The sequence below is a fragment of the Halostagnicola sp. A-GB9-2 genome (genome assembly GCF_030068615.1).
Classification (GTDB): Archaea; Halobacteriota; Halobacteria; order Halobacteriales; family Natrialbaceae; genus Halostagnicola.
The window spans coordinates 1-19,911 of record NZ_JASJOC010000020.1 but is presented as its reverse complement, the minus strand read 5'-3'; the positions used below and the strand labels follow the sequence as shown (position 1 = coordinate 19,911).

26 protein-coding genes and 3 pseudogenes are annotated in these 19,911 nt (G+C 57.4%); 10 read left to right on the top strand and 19 right to left on the bottom strand.

Annotated elements, in window-relative coordinates; genetic code table 11:
• Window positions 1–221: 221 nt before the first annotated feature.
• Together QNM96_RS22220 and QNM96_RS22215 are read right to left on the bottom strand one after the other, a co-directional pair.
• The gene (locus QNM96_RS22220) at window positions 222–818 is read right to left on the bottom strand and encodes a DsrE/DsrF/DrsH-like family protein (RefSeq protein ID WP_283838994.1); all 597 of its coding nucleotides are present in this window, start codon (window positions 816–818) and stop codon (window positions 222–224) included.
• A gap of 1 nt (window position 819) precedes the next feature.
• Window positions 820–1,065, bottom strand: coding sequence for a sulfurtransferase TusA family protein (locus QNM96_RS22215; RefSeq protein ID WP_283838993.1), 246 nt, complete (start codon window positions 1,063–1,065; stop codon window positions 820–822).
• Between the two features lie 244 nt (window positions 1,066–1,309).
• On the opposite strand from QNM96_RS22215, the gene QNM96_RS22210 reads away from it, so the two are divergent.
• The 3 genes from QNM96_RS22210 to QNM96_RS22200 are packed head-to-tail and all read left to right on the top strand — an operon-like array spanning window position 1,310 to window position 3,587.
• Entirely contained in the window at window positions 1,310–2,551 is a 1,242-nt protein-coding gene (locus QNM96_RS22210; RefSeq protein ID WP_283839008.1) for an MBL fold metallo-hydrolase, read from the top strand.
• A gap of 20 nt (window positions 2,552–2,571) precedes the next feature.
• Window positions 2,572–3,129 (top strand): YeeE/YedE family protein, encoded by a 558-nt coding sequence (locus QNM96_RS22205; protein ID WP_283838992.1) that lies wholly within the window; start codon window positions 2,572–2,574, stop codon window positions 3,127–3,129.
• A complete protein-coding gene (locus QNM96_RS22200; RefSeq protein WP_283838991.1) occupies window positions 3,126–3,587 on the top strand; it encodes a YeeE/YedE family protein in 462 nt (153 codons plus the stop codon). Before QNM96_RS22205 ends, QNM96_RS22200 begins: the two co-directional genes overlap by 4 nt.
• Window positions 3,588–3,876: 289 nt before the next feature.
• Here the strand turns inward: QNM96_RS22200 and QNM96_RS22195 are convergent, their stop codons facing one another.
• From QNM96_RS22195 to QNM96_RS22185, 3 genes are all read right to left on the bottom strand, one after another.
• Window positions 3,877–4,815, bottom strand: coding sequence for a hypothetical protein (locus QNM96_RS22195; RefSeq protein WP_283838990.1), 939 nt, complete (start codon window positions 4,813–4,815; stop codon window positions 3,877–3,879).
• Window positions 4,816–4,909: 94 nt separating this feature from the next.
• The gene (locus QNM96_RS22190; protein WP_283838989.1) at window positions 4,910–5,608 is read right to left on the bottom strand and encodes a zinc ribbon domain-containing protein; all 699 of its coding nucleotides are present in this window, start codon (window positions 5,606–5,608) and stop codon (window positions 4,910–4,912) included.
• Window positions 5,601–5,870, bottom strand: a complete 270-nt coding sequence (locus QNM96_RS22185; RefSeq protein ID WP_283838988.1) for a hypothetical protein — start codon at window positions 5,868–5,870, stop codon at window positions 5,601–5,603. Before QNM96_RS22185 ends, QNM96_RS22190 begins: the two co-directional genes overlap by 8 nt.
• A 249-nt stretch (window positions 5,871–6,119) precedes the next feature.
• Between QNM96_RS22185 and QNM96_RS22180 the strand changes: the two genes are divergently transcribed.
• On the top strand, window positions 6,120–6,365 hold the full coding sequence (locus tag QNM96_RS22180) for an ArsR family transcriptional regulator (protein WP_283839007.1): 246 nt from the start codon (window positions 6,120–6,122) through the stop codon (window positions 6,363–6,365).
• A gap of 231 nt (window positions 6,366–6,596) precedes the next feature.
• Here the strand turns inward: QNM96_RS22180 and QNM96_RS22175 are convergent, their stop codons facing one another.
• Window positions 6,597–6,860, bottom strand: coding sequence for a hypothetical protein (locus QNM96_RS22175; RefSeq protein ID WP_283838987.1), 264 nt, complete (start codon window positions 6,858–6,860; stop codon window positions 6,597–6,599).
• Between the two features lie 68 nt (window positions 6,861–6,928).
• A complete protein-coding gene (locus QNM96_RS22170; RefSeq protein ID WP_283838986.1) occupies window positions 6,929–7,621 on the bottom strand; it encodes a hypothetical protein in 693 nt (230 codons plus the stop codon).
• A 316-nt stretch (window positions 7,622–7,937) separates the two neighbouring features.
• Here QNM96_RS22170 and QNM96_RS22165 point away from each other — a divergent pair.
• Window positions 7,938–8,120, top strand: a pseudogene (locus tag QNM96_RS22165) (ArsR family transcriptional regulator); the annotation flags it as partial.
• A gap of 158 nt (window positions 8,121–8,278) precedes the next feature.
• On the opposite strand, the gene QNM96_RS23015 reads toward QNM96_RS22165, so the two are convergent.
• The 5 genes from QNM96_RS23015 to QNM96_RS22145 form a co-directional block, all read right to left on the bottom strand.
• On the bottom strand, window positions 8,279–8,620 hold the full coding sequence (locus tag QNM96_RS23015; protein WP_345782565.1) for a type II toxin-antitoxin system PemK/MazF family toxin: 342 nt from the start codon (window positions 8,618–8,620) through the stop codon (window positions 8,279–8,281).
• Entirely contained in the window at window positions 8,613–9,026 is a 414-nt protein-coding gene (locus tag QNM96_RS22160) for a winged helix-turn-helix domain-containing protein (RefSeq protein ID WP_283838984.1), read from the bottom strand. Before QNM96_RS22160 ends, QNM96_RS23015 begins: the two co-directional genes overlap by 8 nt.
• 428 nt (window positions 9,027–9,454) lie before the next feature.
• A complete protein-coding gene (locus QNM96_RS22155) occupies window positions 9,455–9,946 on the bottom strand; it encodes a hypothetical protein (protein WP_283838983.1) in 492 nt (163 codons plus the stop codon).
• A 461-nt stretch (window positions 9,947–10,407) separates the two neighbouring features.
• A complete protein-coding gene (locus QNM96_RS22150) occupies window positions 10,408–10,794 on the bottom strand; it encodes a PIN domain-containing protein (protein WP_283838982.1) in 387 nt (128 codons plus the stop codon).
• Complete coding sequence (locus QNM96_RS22145) at window positions 10,791–11,066, bottom strand: AbrB/MazE/SpoVT family DNA-binding domain-containing protein (protein WP_283838981.1); 276 nt, start codon at window positions 11,064–11,066, stop codon at window positions 10,791–10,793. Before QNM96_RS22145 ends, QNM96_RS22150 begins: the two co-directional genes overlap by 4 nt.
• Window positions 11,067–11,665: 599 nt before the next feature.
• Here QNM96_RS22145 and QNM96_RS22140 point away from each other — a divergent pair.
• Window positions 11,666–12,166, top strand: a complete 501-nt coding sequence (locus QNM96_RS22140; protein ID WP_283838980.1) for a hypothetical protein — start codon at window positions 11,666–11,668, stop codon at window positions 12,164–12,166.
• 1 nt (window position 12,167) lies between these two features.
• Here QNM96_RS22140 and QNM96_RS22135 read toward each other — a convergent pair whose 3' ends face one another.
• A complete protein-coding gene (locus tag QNM96_RS22135) occupies window positions 12,168–12,305 on the bottom strand; it encodes a hypothetical protein (RefSeq protein WP_283838979.1) in 138 nt (45 codons plus the stop codon).
• Between the two features lie 118 nt (window positions 12,306–12,423).
• Here QNM96_RS22135 and QNM96_RS22130 point away from each other — a divergent pair, with 118 nt between their 5' ends.
• Window positions 12,424–13,872, top strand: a complete 1,449-nt coding sequence (locus tag QNM96_RS22130) for a dihydrolipoyl dehydrogenase (protein ID WP_283839006.1) — start codon at window positions 12,424–12,426, stop codon at window positions 13,870–13,872.
• Between the two features lie 111 nt (window positions 13,873–13,983).
• Complete coding sequence (locus QNM96_RS22125) at window positions 13,984–14,340, top strand: hypothetical protein (protein WP_283838978.1); 357 nt, start codon at window positions 13,984–13,986, stop codon at window positions 14,338–14,340.
• Between the two features lie 47 nt (window positions 14,341–14,387).
• Here QNM96_RS22125 and QNM96_RS22120 read toward each other — a convergent pair.
• From QNM96_RS22120 to QNM96_RS22110, 3 genes and pseudogenes are all read right to left on the bottom strand, one after another.
• Window positions 14,388–16,253 (bottom strand): annotated as a pseudogene (locus QNM96_RS22120) (glycoside hydrolase family 15 protein).
• 135 nt (window positions 16,254–16,388) lie between these two features.
• Window positions 16,389–17,042 carry a cysteine hydrolase gene (locus QNM96_RS22115; RefSeq protein ID WP_283838977.1) on the bottom strand — a complete coding sequence of 218 codons (654 nt, stop codon included), beginning with the start codon at window positions 17,040–17,042 and terminating at the stop codon, window positions 16,389–16,391.
• A gap of 71 nt (window positions 17,043–17,113) precedes the next feature.
• Window positions 17,114–17,872 (bottom strand): hypothetical protein, encoded by a 759-nt coding sequence (locus QNM96_RS22110; RefSeq protein WP_283838976.1) that lies wholly within the window; start codon window positions 17,870–17,872, stop codon window positions 17,114–17,116.
• Window positions 17,873–18,099: 227 nt separating this feature from the next.
• On the opposite strand from QNM96_RS22110, the gene QNM96_RS22105 reads away from it, so the two are divergent.
• Complete coding sequence (locus QNM96_RS22105; RefSeq protein WP_283838975.1) at window positions 18,100–18,633, top strand: helix-turn-helix domain-containing protein; 534 nt, start codon at window positions 18,100–18,102, stop codon at window positions 18,631–18,633.
• A gap of 76 nt (window positions 18,634–18,709) precedes the next feature.
• Here QNM96_RS22105 and QNM96_RS22100 read toward each other — a convergent pair whose 3' ends face one another.
• Entirely contained in the window at window positions 18,710–18,985 is a 276-nt protein-coding gene (locus QNM96_RS22100) for a hypothetical protein (RefSeq protein WP_283838974.1), read from the bottom strand.
• 25 nt (window positions 18,986–19,010) lie between these two features.
• Between QNM96_RS22100 and QNM96_RS22095 the strand changes: the two are divergent.
• Window positions 19,011–19,241: pseudogene (locus QNM96_RS22095) on the top strand (DsrE family protein); the annotation flags it as partial.
• A 13-nt stretch (window positions 19,242–19,254) separates the two neighbouring features.
• Here QNM96_RS22095 and QNM96_RS22090 read toward each other — a convergent pair.
• Both QNM96_RS22090 and QNM96_RS22085 read right to left on the bottom strand, forming a co-directional pair.
• Entirely contained in the window at window positions 19,255–19,623 is a 369-nt protein-coding gene (locus QNM96_RS22090) for an SHOCT domain-containing protein (protein ID WP_283838973.1), read from the bottom strand.
• A 92-nt stretch (window positions 19,624–19,715) separates the two neighbouring features.
• The coding region (locus QNM96_RS22085) for a universal stress protein (RefSeq protein ID WP_283838972.1) at window positions 19,716–19,911 on the bottom strand (196 nt) is incomplete at its 5' end.

Sequence of the window (19,911 nt, the reverse complement as noted above, 5' to 3'; positions counted from 1 at the left end):
TTCTGCTCGGCCACACCGACGCGACGATTGAGAGCCGGTTAATGTGTGTGCAAGCGCCGTCCTTGTGATTCAACCGCTGCCCTATATTGAAGTGCTGAATACAGCCTCTATGTTGCACAGATTTTGGTAAGAACAAATATATTTTGGCTTGCACTAGTCTGTTAGTCTTCTGTACTGATAATTGGTTGAATGCACGTGACTAGACTCGATGCACAACGGGTCTATACCAGGAGCTGGATGTCCGACTCGGCCATGTGCTGGAGCGCGGTTGCTGCGCCGACGCCGGTGGTAACGCCGTCGTAGAAGTCGTCCTCGTCGTAGTCCATCAACTCGACCGTCATCTGGCAGGCCTGCAGATCGACGCCCTGCTCGAGCGAGAGGTCGATCAGTTCCTCGATCGTCGCGGTCCCGTTTTCGTCGATTTTCTTTTCCATCATGCGCGTGGCCATCCGATCCATGCCGGGGAACGCAGCGAGCGCGTTCGGTACCGGCATATTCGGGTTGCCGACGGCGCTCAGCTTGAGGTTCTCCGATTTTTCCTCGTGGAGGATGTCGAGCCCCCAGAACGTGTGGAAGACGACGACGTCCCACCCGAAGGCGGCCGCTGTGCTCGCGAGGATCAGCGGCGGGTACGCCATGTCGAAGCTCCCCTGGGTGGCGACGATGGTCATCTTCTTCGGTCCGTCGCCGTCGTCCAAGTCGGCCAGCGACTGCTCGAGTTCGTCGACGCGCTTACGGAGCGCCTGTAGTTCGGCGGCGTCGGTCTCGGGTTCGACTTCGCTGTCATCGGCCGACGTCGCGGGAGTATCCGCACTCATGTTATGCCGCCTTCTTGACGTAGTGTGTGTAGCGGTCGCCATCCTCGACTTGCTCGAGGAGTTCGACCCCGTCGGTACCATCCGCCCAGCCCTGAATGTCACTTATGCTGCCTGAATCAGTCGCCACGACTTCCAGCACGTCGCCAGCTGTGAGGTCGTCGATTGCCTGTTTGGTCTTGACGATAGGCATCGGGCAGGACTGTCCTTTCACGTCGAGCGTGTCCGTGATATCGTATTCTGAACTCATAATTGATCTTTGTGCTCTGTATTGGAGCTATCATACAATATTGGGGCCACCAATAAAAGGATGTCGATTATTGTGCCACATACAAACATCCAGTAGTTACCCTGACTTCACAGATGCGTCTAGAGGCAGTTATGTGGGCCAATAACAGAGTATAACCAGATATCTTTGAATGCCATATTGTATGAATATGGAACTACTACACAAATCCTTAAGTGGCCGTACCCAGTACTGGGCAGTGTACAACATGAACGACATGGACTTTCCAACGCCGGACGTGGACATCGAATCGGTGACGCCGGCCGAATTAAAAGGACGTATCGATGCGAGCGAGGACGTCACACTCCTCGACGCTCGAATGGAGTCGGATTACAATGAGTGGAAAATCAACGGCGGGACCGTTGAGTCGATTAACGTCCCGTACTTCAACTTCCTCGACGAGGAGGTCGACGACGATATTCTTGCACAGATACCGGACGATCGCGAAGTCACGGTCCTCTGTGCGAAAGGCGGTGCCAGCGAGTTCGTCGCCGGCTCGCTCAAGGAACGCGGCTACGACGTGAACCACCTCGAGGACGGGATGAACGGGTGGGCGCGAATCTACGAGGCCGTCGAGGTTGAGCGCTACGACGGAAGCGGGACGCTTTACCAGTACCAGCGTCCCTCCTCTGGCTGTCTCGGCTACCTAATCGTCGACGGCGACGAGGCGGCCGTGATCGACCCACTGCGCGCGTTCACCGACCGCTATCTCGAGGACGCCGCAGAACGACGTTCTGCGAGCCCTGCTTCGCAATCCCAGCAGGATGCGAAGGGTCTCGATGTCGAGCTGAAATACGCGATCGACACACACGTCCACGCGGATCACATCTCGGGTGTTCGAACCCTCGCCGAGAAGGGCGTCGAAGGCATCATCCCTGCGACTGCCGTCGACCGCGGAGTCACCTACGACGACGAGGTGACCCGCGCGGAGGACGGCGACGAATTCCAGGTCGGTGACGCCACGATCGAGACGGTTTACACGCCCGGTCACACGTCCGGGATGACCTCGTACCTGATCGACGGCGAGTTACTCGCGACCGGCGACGGACTGTTCGTCGAGAGCGTCGCTCGCCCCGACTTAGAGGAGGGGGACGAGGGCGCCGAAGACGCCGCCAAGCAACTCTACGAGTCGCTCCAGGATCGCGTTCTTACCTTACCCGACGACACCCTGATCGGCGGGGCCCACTTCAGCGACTCGGCCGCGCCCGCCGACGATGGCACCTACACTGCACGAATCGGCCAACTCACGGAGGACATGGCTGCCCTGACGATGGAGAAAGCCGAGTTCGTCGAACTAATCCTCTCGGACATGCCGCCCCGTCCGCCCAACTACGAGGACATTATCGCGACGAACCTCGGCCAGCGGGACGTTGACGACGAGGAAGCGTTCGAACTCGAGCTCGGTCCGAACAACTGCGCCGCCAGCCAGGAATCGCTGGCCGGTGACTAACCCCACCACTTTCCAGTCGAATGGTAACTGAACTCTTCGCACCCGCACTGTACGAGTCGCTGTTCCCGAACGGGATCAGTCGGTACGCCGTCGGGGGACTGCTCGTCGGCCTCGGCGCCGTCGTCATCTACCTCGGCACCGCGATTTCGGCCGGCGCGAGCACGTTCCTCGAGTCGACGCTTTCCTACGTCTCGGACCAGTCGCGGTTTCAGCAGTACCGGGGCTCGCGCGACTGGCGGATCGTCTTCACGCTCGGGATTATTTCCGGCGCGGCAGTCTACGCGCTGACGTTTCAGTCTGGACTGGTCTCGAGCGGCCTCTACGAAGCAGGGACGACCGGCCAGTTGCACGATATCGGCGGATTCACGGTTTGGTTGACGGACGTCCAGCCGTGGCGACTGTTCCTCGGCGGCATCCTCGTCGGGATCGGCACCCGGATCGGCAAGGGGTGTACCTCTGGCCACGGCGTCTGTGGCGTTGGATCGGCCTCGAAAACGTCGATCGTGGGCGTGATCACGTTCCTGATCGTGGCGATCGGGACGGCACAGGTCGTGATGGCACTGGGGGTATCACCATGAGCCAGAGCCGACATCCCCTGTTCATGCCGCTGATCTTCGTCGGCGGCCTGATCTTCGGTTTCGGTCTCGGCTTTAGCCACATGGCTCGTCCCGAAGTCGTACTGAACTTCCTGCAGTTCGAGGACTTTGGGCTGCTGTTCGTCATGGGCGGTGCGGCAGTTATCACCGGCATCGCCTTCGGGCTGGTGCCGCGACTGTTCGACCGCGCGCCGCTAACCGGCGACACCTACGGCCGGCGGCTGAAATCCTTCGACCGCAACGTCCTGATCGGCGGCGCAATCTTCGGCGTCGGCTGGGGTCTGTCGGGGATCTGTCCCGGGGCGGCCTACGCCAGCCTCGGTGTTGGCAACGTCACGATCCTGTGGGCGCTCGCTGGAATGTTCGTCGGGGCCTACCTGCAGGGCTACTGGCGCAGCCAGCGCACCGCCTCGGAAACCACGCCGACGAGCGCTGACTGAACCCGTTTGAGCGCTCAGTAACTGTTATTCCCCCGCCAGCTACTCAAACTACGTACGTTGTGGCATTGGAACAACCCGAACCAAGTGTGAGCGGCTACGATAGTTCCGGTGACACCTGACGTCTTCAGTGACAGCTCCCAGTCCGTCACCGGCTTGGGACCGACGACGACCGATCGAGCGACGGACACACGAGTACCGAGACGCGCGATCATCCACGAGCGTGCGGCATTTGTGGTATCCGTAGAGAGCGAACCCCTTCTCAGGGAGGTTAGAAACACCGGGGACGGCCTTACCCGTCGACGTCACCTGTCACCGGGGTGTGCTCTGCAGCCGGTCCTGTTCCGTCGCCGGGGATATCTGCATCCGCCGTCAGCAGAACGCGGCGTTCGGTGTACTCGAGCCCGTTCTTGCGCTGGCGTTTCCGTTTGATCGCGAGCCGGTTCTTCGACAGATCGAGTAACGCGTCGATCGTTCTGGAAACGAGCTTCTTCGCGTAGTCGTCGCTGATTCCCGTCTCTTGCCGGCGAATCCAGTGTTTCATATCGCTCGCCGTGACGTACTCGCGGATGTCTGCACTTCCGTTCTGCCACGGGTTGTCGCCGACTCCGGGATCGGTGCGTGCCTTCCAGAGCTTCGCGGCGAGCCGCGAGGGCAGTGATGACGTCGTCGCGTGAAGCATGTCGTCGTCCATCTTCGCGAGTTGCTGGATCGGGAGCAGATCGGCGTGTGCCAGCGCGACATCCCCGCCGCGCTCGAGCGGGTCGTCGCTCTCGGGGAGTCGGAAGTACCGCCTGCCGTCGTCCTTACTGATCCGCTCGAGGCGGTCATCGGAGACGTCGATCCCGCTTTCGTCGACGTTCTCCTCGAGCAGATGCGCTCCCTTCTCGAGTTCGCGGGCCTGAAGCTCGCCGACGCGACCTTTGTTCGCCTCGAGTTTCTTTTCGTGGGCGTCCAGTCGCGCCTCGATCGGCGGTCGTCCGTCCTCGAGTTCGTCGACGCGGGCCTCGAGACGTTCGTTTGCTTCGCGGGTGCGTTCGAATTCGCTTTCGAGGCGGTCGTTTTCCGTCCGGGCGCGTTCGAGTTCGGTCTCGAGGCGGTCGAGACGCTCGTTCTTTCGTTCGACGCCGGACTCGAGCGTGGCGATCCGTTCGCGAAGCGACTCGAGTTCGGCAGCCAGCGAGTTGATGCTCGATGCGTTCGATTCGGAGCGTTGGGAATTCGTGTTCATGTCGTCGGGGTTGGAATGGGGTGGTTGGCAAGCCGATACAGCTGGCGCTCGGTGGGCAGACGACCGGTCGGGGACAGGAGGCGGGCGACCGCTCCTATGGCGGCCGTTGCAGCCGTTGGGACCGCCGCTCAGCGACGAGCGTGGGAGGCTCTCCCCTCGAGACCGAATGCGGAGGTCGGTACGCACACCGTCGACCGGGGTAGTACCGCCGTGCGAGGACCTTCGCGGCGTTGTAATCCGCACAGAGCGTCTCGACGTGGCAGTGCGGGTTGGTACAGCGGAACGTCTCGCCGTCCGGTCGGTCGCCGATGACGCCGCAGGCGTGACACTCCTGGGAGGAGTACGCTTCGGGGACCGTCGCGACCTCGAGGCCGCACTCGTCGGCAACCGCTCGAAGGCGCAGGTGGGCCGTCGGGAGCAGCCACGCCGTTCCTCGGTGGGCGTTTGGAGCCGTCAGCCACGTCCACAGGTCCGGCTGGTAGTGGCTGTCCTCGGTGACCAGCACGGGTCGGTCGTACGCGTTCGCGTACTCGCAGATCTCCCGCGCGGCCGCGTCGATTTCCTCGAGCAGCCCGTCGCGACGGCGCGTTACGGACGCGACGATCGTCTCGCGGTCCGCTCCCTCGTAGAGTAGTGCAGTAACTCGGTCGCGAAGCTCGTCGAGGCGAGCGCAGATCTCCTCGCCGCAGATCGTGTGGGCACCGCTCGAGTCCGGCATTTTCACCGGAGACGCGGTGTAGAGATTGTATTCGCCGAGGTCGACGCCGATCGCGGTTCGGTCGGCGTTATGCATCGGGATCACCTGGTGCGGGGTCTGACTCGAGTTCGAAAAGAATCGCGTCGTCGTCCGCGACGATGATCTCGTCGTAGCGGGTGGTGGTGTGGTGTTTTGGTGTCTTTGCAGGGAACTGTTCGGATCTGTGAGAAGGTTGTGTACTGCCTTCGGGTGCAGTGTGGCGTGGGTTCTGTGTGGTGTTCTCGAGGCCAGTCGACTGGCCGGCTGTACTGTCGTCTATGGGACAATATTCATTGCCTCTCGAGCGTTCGTTTCTCATGGTCGGAAACCTCGTGTAGAGGATGACCCGACCCCGGCGTGCTAGAGACACGTCGGACCTTTGAATCCGAAAGGGTGGGTCAACTGAGCATAGAGGGTCGTCTCATAAATAGCTTCCTAACGATTTACTATCAGAAGATAACGATGCACAATCAGATTAAAACGATAGAACCTCGCTTTCGGACGTATCGGTAGACCTATGCCTCCTAATCCAACCACTGTAGATGTGGTACGACAACGTGCAGACTGGATGCGTCCAGTCGACGAACGCATCATGGAGACAATGCGCGATGAAGGAAATCTCACCCCGCAGGCTGTGGACAACTTCGGGGTCTGCTCCCGGAGCCATGCCAGCGTCCGTCTTTCGAAGCTGAACAACTACGGGTTAGTCGACCGAATCGCACAGGGGCTTTATCGACTTAACGAGAACGGGCGCGCCTTCCTCGATGAAGAACTCGATGCGAAGGAACTCGAGCCAGTTGGAGATAACGAATAAGGATCTCTGCTCTGGCTACCTACTCAGGACGCAGTTGCCTGTTGGTGAACACGGACTCTATGTCTCACGTTATATCGCAATGATCTAGTTATCAATCCATGTGAAAGATGGGGAATATCCACGCTATGAGTGTTTGTATAGTAGATTTCAGTTATACACACGATCAGTGCTCATTCGTGTGCATATATGTGGAACTGATTTTGTCAGGGTGTGACCCCAAGGGGGGGGGACCTAAACATCTATAGACCGTTTCTCGGCTTCTTGGAGTACTTCTTCTTCATCAAACTGTTCAATTAATCCCTTAAACTCATAGCCCCCATGACCAATTCCCGGCTGTCTCTCTATCACTTCATATTCAGAAATAGCTATTACACCTTCATCTTCGTGGTAAGAGATCCATCCTGAATCCGAGGGGTCACCCGATTCTAATTCATCAATTTCGATTGTTAATTTGGCTAGCGTAAGATCTGTATTAGTTAGTTCAGATACATTCATATGACGATGTGTGATGATCTTCGGTATAAATCCTCTACTTGCAATATCCTCTTTTGAGGAAAGCAGATTCAATCGCTGACCGATTCCTCTCTCAGAAGGGCACCTGCTGCCATCTCTCTATGCTTCCTAATTTTCTTCTTTGGATAATTAACATCTTCTTTGCCAGAATAATAATCAAAATATGTGTTAAGTGCATCCACTAAGTGCTGCGCATGATACTTGTCAGCACACCACTCTAATCGGCCAAAATCATCCTTCTGCCAACCAGTCGGATGAACGATACAACTGAAAGGAGCTGCGTCACTCTCACAAGAATGAGCACGGGCTACAGCACGTCCTATCAGAATTGAATCTTGAATAGGATGATCATCAAGGTCGGACCCGTTGATATCACTTCCATGGTACACATCACCTTTTGCTATTCCACCACGGATGACGGGTGAAAAATATGCAGGAGGGGCATCTCGACCTAGATACCTATTGACAATTATTTCAGATGTCCTTTCAAACACGTCGGAAGTGAATTGTAGAATGTCGCTTTCGCTGTCAGATATCGCATAACAGCCATCCATCATGGGATATAATTCCAGATCATATGGCTCAGAACATTCACCCATAATCACCTGAAGTTTTCCAATATTTGTCGTAGCCGTGTCTTGAGACCATTCCATAATCGCACCAGTTCCCATCAAGTCAATCCAAGCGACGTATTCGGTCCTTGGATTACCCAGATGAATTGGTCCGAAATCTGGATCAACCATATACTATCAAACAAATAGAGCAGCCTAAAGTTATCTTCCATTCATTTGTCGCCACAGTTGATACGCCACCACTGTTTCGACTGTTTCAACTGGAAATCTGCTGTGCGGAGGTTGTGCGGGGGCGCTGTAATTTTTTTGCGCTGTCGCCTTGGTGACAGTGCGGAAGCGGAACGATCGAGTTGTCTCGTCCTTAGCTACCCCCACCTGTTCGACACACCCAACCACTGACGTTTCCACCCACAACACCCTCTCCAAGACGCCTCGAGTCGCCTCACTCACACTCCGTCCCCGTGGTCGAATCCTGCCGTACTGCCCGAGTCTCGAGCAACTGGACGTTACAGTCGCCAACTACGCAAGCAATCGTCTCTCGAAGATGGCTACTTATGGGCTTGTCGAGCGTGTTGCCCAAGGCCTCTATCGAATTACTGACGACGGGGAGGCCTTTCTTAATGAGGAACTTGATGCGGGCGCACTCGAGCCAGTTGAAGATCCCGAATAACAGTAGTAGGGAATACGGTTCCGTATTCAGAGTGGAGCGTGACACTCGCGTTCAGTATTGGTGGTGCACGCATCACTCAGTGCCTAACTCACATCACTACAACTCGCTCACTTCCCAGGCTGGTTCAATTAGACTGTGCCGCTTCCATTGTCTACCAGTTACGGGATGAGAGAAATGAGTGACTTTTTCACCAGTCTGCGTCCATCTTCTGTAAGTTCGCCTTTTGTCTTTCCGTTCATAATTGACCCTGGTGCGATCGTATATAGTGCCCATGGCATCAGGTACGACGTGTTGTTGAAGGAGATGCCGTTGAGGTGTTCGTCTCTGAGCTCAGGAGTGGTTTGCTGATATTTTCCGGCGCTTGTCCCGATACACATCACGGTACAATCAGTGGCACTGAACGGGTGCGTATCGTGAGATAAGACGACAATCGGTCTCTGGGGATGGGCATCTGTTGGGTCTTGTGCCCAGCAAACATCTCCTGCAGATAGTTTACTCATCTACCTCTTCTAGACCGTCTTCCAGTTCTGCGAGTTCTGCATCGAGTTCCTCATCAGAACGGCCCTCTCCGATTTGTTTCTCGGGTTCTTCGGGTGTCGCGTCCGAATCACGGTGGTGACCGAACAATCGGTGTACTTGATCGAGGCTAGAGACATACCGTCGAATGTCTTCCCGGTCGCTCAGCGCGTGATAGTAGCCGTCGTCGGTTTTTCCGATGTAGCCGTCGTCATAGAGGCGTTTGAGTGTGGTTGTCGCGGTCCCTCGAGGGATATCGAGGGCTTCCTTCAGGTCCTGCGGGGAGTATCCCCACTCGGGATTCTGGTATAGATACGCCACGATATCTGACTTCGTCGTTTCTGGCCGAAGGGTAAGTTCGGGATCGTGGTCTTCGAGGAGCACCGGCATAGTGTACCCAAATGTAGTCGACTGTGTCATAAAGGTATTTCGGTCAGTTCGCAGGTGTACTTACCGAACAACCCGTTTCAGTGTCAGCACGCTTCTAAATAAAGAAATCCTATTATTGACAACTGGCGGGAATCTTTGCTCCAGCTATCTACTCAGGACGCAATTACCTGTTGGTGAACACGGATTCTATAGATCGTGCTATCTCGCAATGATCTAGTCTTCACTCCATGTGAAAGATGGAGTAAAGACACACTATGGGTATTTTTATAGTAAATTCCAGTTATGCACACGATCAGTCCTCATTCGTGTGCATATCGGGGAAGCTAGATTTGTCGACATGCATCCCCAAGGGGAACAGGTCAGGAAACGGGATAGTGATTTGCGTTCGAATCCATTAATGATGTGCGAGGACTCAAAGAGAGTTATTCTCAATCCTCTCGAATTTCCTCAATTGGTTTTCGGACCTCTTTCGAGAGATGATCCTCAACTGTCTTCACTGTTGAGTAGAGTTCCTCTGTATCTATCTCTTCTTCTTCTGAATTAGTTAATGTATTAACGGCATCTTCCAATTCAGCGACAGCGCTGGAAGCCAACCTGTTAGTGGCAGGATCAACAAAAACTCTATTTTTTGCTACCCTTTCGGATACCTGCCGGAATTCCTTCCGGAATTCACTACTTTCCATAAAATGCTCGCCGTAATGATCATAGAAGTAAATGATGAACAGTCCTCTATGTAGTGCTTCACGGAGATTCTCTATTTCATCTAACCTCTTTTCTAAGTGCATTTTCCCTATTGCTAGTTCATTTTGTGCTTGAATTTGTTCTCTTGAAGTTATTAGGCTAAAATAAGAGGTTACTGCAGAACCCATAACTGCGAATCCACCACCAATAAGTGCACCAATTACAGTATCTGGAAGCATGTCAAGAGATTATTAAAGACAATTCATATTTCTTTCTTTGGAGTATTCCACCTCTGTTTCATCTGCATCAACTGGATATTTTCGCGCGAAGGTGGGGCAGGGCACTGTAATTTTTTGCGCTGTCGCCTTGGCGGCTGTGCGGCCCGGCCCTCGAGTGAGACGACTGTTCATAATTGGGACGGTCTCCGTCAGTACTGCAATGGAAGTTCAAAATGCTCACATAATTAGCGTTGGATACTCCGAGAGTAGACTGGGGTTCGTCGTCACACCGGGCTGCGATGAAGCTCGATATCGTCCTCGAGTTGTACGAGCGATCGCACTGGAGTCCGTCCTCCGTTTCGATTGTTGACATCCTCCTCACGCTTCAGCGGCATGACGAGACGCAAAGCGTCTCGTTGCACCCGAAAACGCGAAGCGTTTTCGAGGACGAGGATTCCCGACCGCGGTTGAGATATTGTGGGTTACGCGTTCTCGGTCGGCTCCAACGGAAGACGCTCGGGATCGACATCTTCGTATGCTTTGTCAGAGCTCAAAATGGGATGGCCGCGATTTTCGGCAGTAGCAGCATGGAAGGAATCGAACGCGGTCATTCCGTCCTCGAAATAATTCACAGCCTTGAGTACGATCTGGCGTTCTTCATCGGTCTCAACGGGGACGATCTCAAGCATATTCGAGAACAGCTTGATGTAGTCGAACTCGTGGCGCTCGCTGATGAGCAGAAGCTCTAAATATGAATACGTGGAGGTGACGACGTCGTGCTCTTCTAACTCTTCCTCTGCTCGATCTTTTAGCCAGTCAGTGTCTTTGGCAAGGGCGAGGAGATAGTCTGTCTCGACGTACGCAGTCATTCCTCGCTATCCTCCACCGCGCGTTTCCCTCGATCGAATCCCGCTTCAGCATCTTTTTTGGCCTGCTCTTTCGCTTCTTCACGGAGCTCTTCTATCGCCTCACCCTCAAATGCGTCACCGGAAGCTTCACGAATCGCCTGAAGAGGGTTTTCGTCGATAGGGATGAGTTCGAGGCGATCCTCGTATTCAACCACGTGAAACCTCTCGCCATACTTCTGCCTCAGTTCTGAGGACAGGTACACCCGCCCGTGCGAATCCGTTTCCACTGACATAGGTATCAGTTTGTATGGCATGAATAAAGGTTTTATCCCAAATATCGGATGGCTGTTCCATAGTATGCGCTGTACTGTTATCATACTCGTACCCACTCACACCGGGGAGTGTCCCGAGTGTAGATATCTATAGGATTAGTGCAACACGACGACTCCGTTTGTTTCACGCCGAAACCGGTGACCCATCCGTTCACTACACCTGCCAACCTTTTGCTCTGCGTGCGGTCGCAAAGCGACCGCACTCGGCAAAATCCTCAAAAGAGCACGCCGCGCTCTTTTGGACTGGGCGATTCCTTCGGAATCGCTTGCAGTCGGCGCCCTGCGCCGACGACCTCGCGGGAGCTTCGCTCCCGCTTAGCTTCGATGAAAAGCACGTCGTCACCCCCTCAGCCGCGCCGTTGGCGCGGCTTCAAGGGATTCCTCGGCCCGCTCGCTCACTGTGTTCGCTCGCGGTTGGTGTGATATGTGTACCTTCTCCAACCTAACACACCAAAACACTCGAGCGATGACGGCGACCACATTGACTCTCTCGAGACAGCCATCAACCCCTAACCGACAGTACATTTATTATTCCCAAAACAATAGTTCAGTTACACGTCATGGGTACCGCTCACCTTGAGAGGCCGGCCAAAAGACGAATAGCCGAACCCCTTCTCGCCGCCCTCGCAGTCCTGTTGGCGGCCGGGGTCGTCACCGAATCCCCGATTCTTTTCGATTCGGCCCTCGGACTGATCTGGCTCCCGGTCGCGATACTCGTTCCCGGACTTCTCGCGCTGTCCGTGCTGGTCGGTGCGCTGGCACACGGCATCCGACTCGGGTCGGCAGTTCTCGGTACCGACGATCGGATTCGGCCCGGTGACACGGCTGCGACTCGAGTCCTCGCCTCGGTCGCACTCGGATCACTCGCCGCGTACGTCCTGTTTTGGGTCGGTGCAACCCTGTTCGTCCACTATCTGGCGAACGTCGGCGGCGTTTCCCCGTCGATCTTGCCACCATTGTTCGGCGGGGTGCTCGGTGCCCTCGCGTTGGGACGGGCCGCGTTCTTTCAGGTGTTCCCCGAAGGGCCACTGTCTCGACTGCGTGGCATGGCCCTCGAGTGAGTCAGCAGACTCCGGACGCCTGGAACGCACTGCAGTTCGGAATTACGTCGAGTACCGCCGGACGACCGTCGGCGTCGCACATGTCGTCCTTGGCGGCTTCGGGAGCGGTGTTCATCGATAGGACGGGATGATCGTTCAAACATCGATTTGCTCACCGCCAAATGATTGTAATTGATCTCGCCGATGCATCAGTTACGCACAGACGCGACAGGGATTCCCCTTCCCCTTTCATTACGACGGACGTGCCATCCCAACACATGGAGGAGTACGACTTTCTGGTGATCGGCTCCGGATCGGGTCTAGACGTAGCGAACGCGGCCGCACGACGCGGCCAGTCGGTCGCCGTCGTTGAGAAAGGTCGACTCGGCGGGACGTGCCTCAATCGCGGCTGTATCCCCTCGAAAATGTTGCTCTACCACGCGGATGTCCTCGAGACGATTGAGCGCGCTGGCGAGTTCGGGATCGAGGCGACGGTCGACAACGTTGCCTTCTCCGATATCGTCAGGGGAGTCAACGAGGAGGTAGCGGAGGACGCAGAGTCGATCCGTCAGGGACTGGAGTCGTCTTCGGATCACGACCTCTACCGGGCGGAGGGCCAGTTCGTCGACGAGCGAACGGTAGAGATGTCGGGTGGTGAGTACGACGGCGAGCGCCTGTATGGGGATACTGTCCTCGTCGCGGCCGGGACCCGCCCCGGAATTCCGCCGATCGACGGCATCGATGACGTCGACTACATGACGAGCAGGGATGCACTTCGTCTCGAGGAGCCGCCGGACCACCTCGTCGTAGTCGGCGGCGGCTACATCGCGGCGGAGCTGGGCCACTTCTTCGGGACGTTTGGCAGCGACGTGACGATCATCGGTCGACGACCGCACTTGCTGCCGGACGCCGACGAGGAAGTCGCTACCGAATTCACAGAGCGTCTCGCCGACCGGCTCGACGTATATACAGGGTACGAGGCCACTGCCGTCTCGGAGTCGAACAGCGAGGTAACTGTCGAAGCGCGACCCTTTTCGGAACTCGAAACGCAGCCGTATCCAGAGCCCGAAAGCGGCGAGGGAACTGCAGAGCGCGTCACGGCCACTGGCGACGCACTGCTCGTCGCGGCTGGTCGAGTCCCGAACACCGACACGCTGGACGTGAGCGCGGCGAGAATCGAAACGGACGAGCAGGGGTTCGTTGAAACCGACGAATACCTCCAAACGACCGCCGAAGGGGTCTGGGCGCTCGGAGACGTCATCGGCGAATACCTGCTCAAACACAACGCGAACCACGAGGCACAGACTGTCGTGCGAAACCTCTTCGGCGACGAACTCCAGCCGATCGACTACACAGCGATGCCGTTCGCGGTGTTTTCCTCCCCCGAAGTCGCCGGCGTCGGTGCGACCGAGGCCGAACTCCGGGCCGCCGACCGCGACTACGCCAAGCAAACGTACCGATACGAGGATACCGCACGCGGGAGTGCGATGAAGGCCGAAGGATTCGTGAAGCCGCTCATCTCCCTCGAGGGCGAGATCCTGGGTTGTCACATCGTCGGTCCAGAGGCATCGAACCTCATCGAGGAGGTCGTCGTCGCGATGAAAGCCGGGACCGGGACGGTACAGGACATCCGCGAGTCGGTGCATATTCACCCCGCGCTCTCGGAGGTCATCCAGCGCGCGTTCTCGGGACGGTTCACCCGTGGTGGGCACGACCACGACCACTAGCCAGAGGATCGCAGGGAGGCTCAGTAGAGGCGCTCGGCGGGCACCGGTCATGCATCGCGTATACACATCAGCCAAGCCATTTTAAGCGAAAATGGCATGGGTTCGCGTGCAATGGTAAACGCAGCCATCCTCATTCTCGCAGGAACCGAGTCGCACAGTGACAGCGGCCGTCTGTTAAACGGCCTCGAGGCGGCCAAGGAGTTCGCCGAGAACGATGAGGACGAACTAGAACTCATCTTCGACGGTGCCGCCACCCAGTGGATCGAGGAACTCGAGGACGAGAACCACGACTATCACGACCTCTATCAGTCGGTGAAAGACGAAGCGGCCGTCTGTGACTACTGTGTCGGTGCGTTCGATGTCGACGACGCCGTCGACGACGCAGGAGTCGTGCGCATCGACGAGAACGAGGGCCACCCAAGCGTTCGGTCGCTAGTCGATGACGACTACGAGATCATCACGTTCTGACAGCGCTCGTCCGACGAACTATACGGCCGTCGAGCGCCGGTCCGCTATCACTCTTCAGGGAGCGCGACCGGATCACCGATCCGAATCCCAATCGGTGCCGATCCGGGCGTTTCGTGTCCTCGGGCATAGCTGATAGAGGGCACTGTTGACGATCCCGATGTGGCTGAACGCCTGCGGGTAATTCCCGAGGTGCGCACCGCTTTCCGGATCGATCTCCTCCGCGACGAGCCCCAGCGGATTCAGGTACGAGAGAAGCGTCTCGAATCGGGACTGTGCGTCCTCGACACGCCCGGAGAGTACGAGCGCGTTGATCAGCCAGCACGAACAGAGGACGAACGCCCCCTCGTCGCCCGGCAGTCCGTCGTCGCTGTCGTACCGCAACACGGAGACGTCGTCCCCGACTAACCGCTTCTCGATCGCATCGATCGCCCCCTGGACGCGGTCGTCGTCGAAAGGCAGAAATCCGACGATCGGCAGCAACAGTCCGTCGCGTCGAGCGCGTCGGTTCCGTATGATTGCACGAACGCGCCGACATCCTCGTCGTACCCGTTCGCGAGGATGTCCGTTCGGATCGTCTCGCGAGTCTCCCGCCACGCCTCGAGTGGGGCGTCATGGCCTCCATCGGTTGCGATCACGATCCCCCGATCAAGGGCGACCCAGCACATCACTTTCGAGTAGACGAAGTGTTCGTTCCCGCCACGCACTTCCCAAATGCCAGCATCCGGTTCATCCCAGATCTCGCGAACGTAGTCGACGAGATCGTGGATCCGAGTCCACTCGTTGTCGGCCAGTTCCCGCCCGTGCTGGCGCATCTCGTCGACGGCCAGTAGCAGTTCTCCGTAGATATCGTGCTGTCTCTGGGTGACGGCTTCGTTCCCGATCCGAACCGGTTGTGACCCGCGGTACCCCTCGAAGTGCTCGAGTTCCCATTCTTCGAGGTCGGACTCGCCGTGGAGTCCGTACAGTGGCTGGCTCGCCTCGGGATCGGTTGCCTGACAGAGGCCCATGAACCAGTCGAAGTAGTCGGTCGCCTCGTCGGCGGTGCCAAGGTTCATCAGGGCTTGGACGGTAAAGCCGGCGTCTCGGAGCCAGTTGAACCGGTAGTCCCAGTTTCGGACACCGCCGATATCCTCGGGCAACGAGGTAGTCGGTGCGGCGGCTATCGCTCCCGATTCGGCGTGTGTAAGGAGTTTCAGCACGAGTTCCGAGCGAACGACCAGATCGTGCCACGGCCCCTCGAACGCGCAGTCGTTGTCGGGATCGCAGTTGTGGGCCCAGTCGGTCCAGTACTCGATCGTCTCGTCCAACGCAGCATCCGGATCCGTATTCGCGTTCTCGGCCCCTGTACACCGGAGCAAGAACCACTCCGTCTCACCCGTTTCGAGCGAGAGTGTGCCAGTGATTCGCCCGTCTTCAGTATCGAGGTCGATCGGGCTCTCGAGCAACGTTCGTTCTTCCCCACCCGCGGCGAGGATTCCATCCTCGACCGATTCGATCGTCGTCTCTGCACGCCCGTAATCGAACTGCGGGTCGAGTTCGACTTCGAGATCGACGGTTCCGTTCGTACACGCGACCTTGCGGTAGAGAACCTTCTTCGGATGGTCGACCTGGCCGGCCGGAGGCAAGAAGTCAGTTATCGTCGCCATGCCTTCCGTAGTGTGGAAGGTCGTCTCGATAACGTTCGTGGTATCGACGTATCGTCGATCCGTCTCGAAGGGGTCGCCCGGAGTGATCCGAAATCGACCGCCACGCTCGGCGTCCAGGATCGCCGCGAAGATGCTCGGTGACTCGAGATGTGGAAACGGGAACCAGTCGATCGACCCGTCGGGCGCGACGAGCGCGCACGTCTCGAGGTTGCCGACGACACCGTAGGTTTCGATTGGCGGATATGCTGCGGGCTCAGTCACAGACATTACCCACAGCACGAACTGCGGTGTCGAACGGTGCGTAACCGAGCGGTGAGGCGATGTCCATACTATCCTGTTCGAGGAGCAGCAGGAAAAATGGGACCACGGACGAACCGAACTACCAGTACTGGAGACATCGGTCTATTCCTCCGCTGGCTCCGTTGACGCTGTCCGTCCCGCGTTCGACAGTCGGCCGACAACGTCGTCCGTTTCCGCGGTTTCGTGAGCGATCATCTCGGCGTTGGTCTTGGCGGCCTCGAGGAAGTCCTCGCCCGGTGCCGCGGTCGCGTCAGTTACGGCGATGACTTTGAACCCGTTTTCGATGGCGTCTCGCATGTGCGATTCCACACAGAGGTTCGCGAACATCCCGGCGACAACGAGCGTATCGATTCCGCGCTTTGTCAGTTGCGCCTGGATATCGTTGGCCCAGAAGCCGCTCAAGTGTTTGTGCGACGAGAGCACGAACGTATTGTCGTCGGGCTCGAGCTCAGGGATGATGTTGCTCCCTTCCTTGTCGACGTGGTACATCTCGGTATCGAACATCTTCTGGTCGATGCCGTTCAGCTCTTCCCAGCTCTCGAACTCGTCGTCGTCGTAGTAATGCGGAGAGTAGAATACCGGCACGTTGCCCTTACGGGCAGCGTTTTGGATGGTCTCGAGTTTCTCGACGACGTCGTGTTCTTCGACGAGGTCTCCGACCTGCTCCCACATCACACCCTCGGGTTTGAGCGCGTCGACCTGCGGGTCGGTGAACAGCACCGCCGTGTTCTCGGGATCGATCGTGAGTTCGCTCATGCAACTGGGTGTCCGATTGGTTCACGAATAAATCCGTGCCTGATGTGCACAGGGATCACACACACACACTCTCAGCTTGAGATGTTGAACTGTGTGAGCATGAATGGCCCCGGCTGTGAACTCCACGTCCGGTCGTCGTAGTGGTACGCACCGACGAACATGCACTCGTCAATGTCGTAAAGCGGGTACGTAGTGACTGGAATCTCGTCCCCGTTATCCGTTGTCGCTCCCGGCGGCAGGGTGAGTTCTGTGGGCTCATCGGTCGCGCTGATCTGGCCGCGCCCATCTTCGTCTACAACGAATGTGTTGTTGTCCCCGTCGTTCCCCCCGAGCGGCCTGTGGTACGTCGGCTCGTGGACGACCCACATCGTGTACGTCCCGTGCGGAACGAGACCATCGAGTGTGATCTCCACGTTCGAACACCCGTTCCCGCCGGCCGTTACCGTCGCTTCGACCAGTTCGGGAGTCTCGTACTCACCCCACGTCAACGGCCTACTTTCTGCCGCTTCGGGATGGACGACGAGTCGACGCGACTCCAACAGGTTCGACGCGCCGTGTTCTCGGAGATACGCCGCCTCCGGGCTTCCCTCTTGAACGTCACTTGCGTCATGCATAACGAACGGCGGGAACTCCGGCTCTGGACCGAACAGTTCGGTTTCACTGTCGTGATCCGCACCGATAGGCTCCCCCTTCGAATCGACGACGATTTCGTCGTCGATCTCGAGTTCATACTGTGCCCGTTCGTCCATCGCCGATGCGGCCGTAGCGCTACCGATTCCTACTGCACTTACACCAATCACTCCGAGAGCCTTTCGCCGTGAGAGCGTCATTGAACGCGCTAGTGTGTCGGTTTGTGGTGTGGAATTGCTAGGCATAGATATCCGTGCCGGTCTGTTTACACCGAGACAGATTTTAACAGTAAGGTGGTCGTGCACTGGACTCGTCGCTGCCACAAAGCTCTATAACACGATAAAACGAGTCCAATATGCACCCTCAACAACTGCGTTCCGACCCCACTGAAAGCTTTTACTCGGCGACCGGTGTACTGGCTCAGACAATGGCTTCTGAATGCGAACTCACGGTGTACGAATGTCCTTCGTGCGATACCTACCAGCTGGGATCCACCGAGATGAACTGCTGTGAGGAGTCGATGAACGAACTCGACGACACCGTTCCGATCGAACCACCGGACGAAGAACAGCTCCTGCGAACCGTCTTCGACATTTCCGAAACCGAACTCGAGGTCTGTCGACACCTCATGTCCGAGCCAGAGGTGACGATCGAGGAGCTCGCGGACGCTGTCGACCGTGATCGAAGCGTCGTCGCCAGACATATTAACCACCTGGTCGAACTCGGCATGGTCGAGAAACGCTCGCGTGTACTCTCGGAAGGCGGACGAGTCAACATCTACTCGCACCGATCGGCGGACGCGGTACGACGGCAGTTTAAACTCGGGCTGTACACCTGGATGGTCGACGCCGTCGACGTGATCGACGACATAAGCAAGGAGAAACTCGAGTTAGTAGTTCAGGGTGACGAGCCTGAAACGGATCAAAGTCCAGTGATTGTCGATCGAGACGAGTCCACCTGATCGGTCGGAACGAAGTCGGTTGCGAAATCACAGCTGTATGAGATCGATGAGCATGATCGCTGCTGTGCGATCTTCACTAGGTACTATCCGCCGTTTTCGTTCGGCGTACAGCAACAGCCCCCCTCACAATGCGTCGGGTCCCCACCGGAGATGATGCTGATCGACGCGAGAGTACCATCACAGCGTCGGTCGCGTCGGAATCCGGGCGAACCGACGCTGCGGTCGCCCCGTTTGGCCCCGATCCCACCGAAATCTGCTCGACGATGTCCCGTTCGTCGTTGTCGATCACGGCCACTTCGTCAATCGTCTGAACTGGCACGTAGAGTTGCTCTCGAAGCGCTTCATTGGTCACCTAGGGCCTCGAGGACGACCACGAGGTTTCGGTGTTTCTTTTCGGGGAGGGCGTTGAGGCCGAGGAAATCACCGATGACGAGTTCGACGTTCGCGACCGCATGGAGGGGTTCGTCGACGCCGGGGGCGACCAACAGGCGTGTGGGACGTGTCTGGAGCTTCGCAACAGCGAGGAGAGCGAGTACTTCCCAATGTCGACGATGAGCGATCTGCTCGAGGTCATGACGTCATCGGATCGCGTGCTGACGATCGGCTAGTCGGCGTCGAGCACTATTGTTCCCGGTATTCGTCCTGTTCCAGACGCTTCCGGCGTTGCTCGAACTCCTCGTCGGAGAGGTTGCCCCGCGCGTAAGCGATGCGAAGTTCCTCGAGCGCTGGGTCTTCTTCAGTTCCCCGGGGGCTGACGACGGCTCTATATAGCAAAGATCCTCCGACGAGGAGTATCAGAAGGAGGGGAAGCCAGGCGAGCAGCCACATCCACGTTCCGGCGGGTCCGGTCTGTGCGCCGTCGCTCCACATGTGTCCACCGCCCCACATGCCCATCATCGGCCAGGCGAAGACCATCAGCAATAGGGGTACGAGTACGACGGTCGCGACGACGAGCACTACGATGCGGAGGAACTCGGAATTATTGGCCATAGCTTGCACTGTGACTGCCACGGGGTTAAAATCCAAGTGTTATTTCGAGTCGTTCACAATAGCCAAAACATTCGAGGGGGCGAGTTTTGCACTCAGGCCGGCGGCACGAGCATCACGTTGCCGTTCGCTCGAGCGACCAGCTCCTCGGAGACGCTGCCGAGTAACAGCCTGCGCAACCGACTGTGACCGCGCGATCCGACGAGGATCGTCGTCGGATCGACGGTATCTTCCACGGCGAGGATTTCGTCGGCCGGATCACCCTGTCGAACCTCGATTCGGGTGTCGATG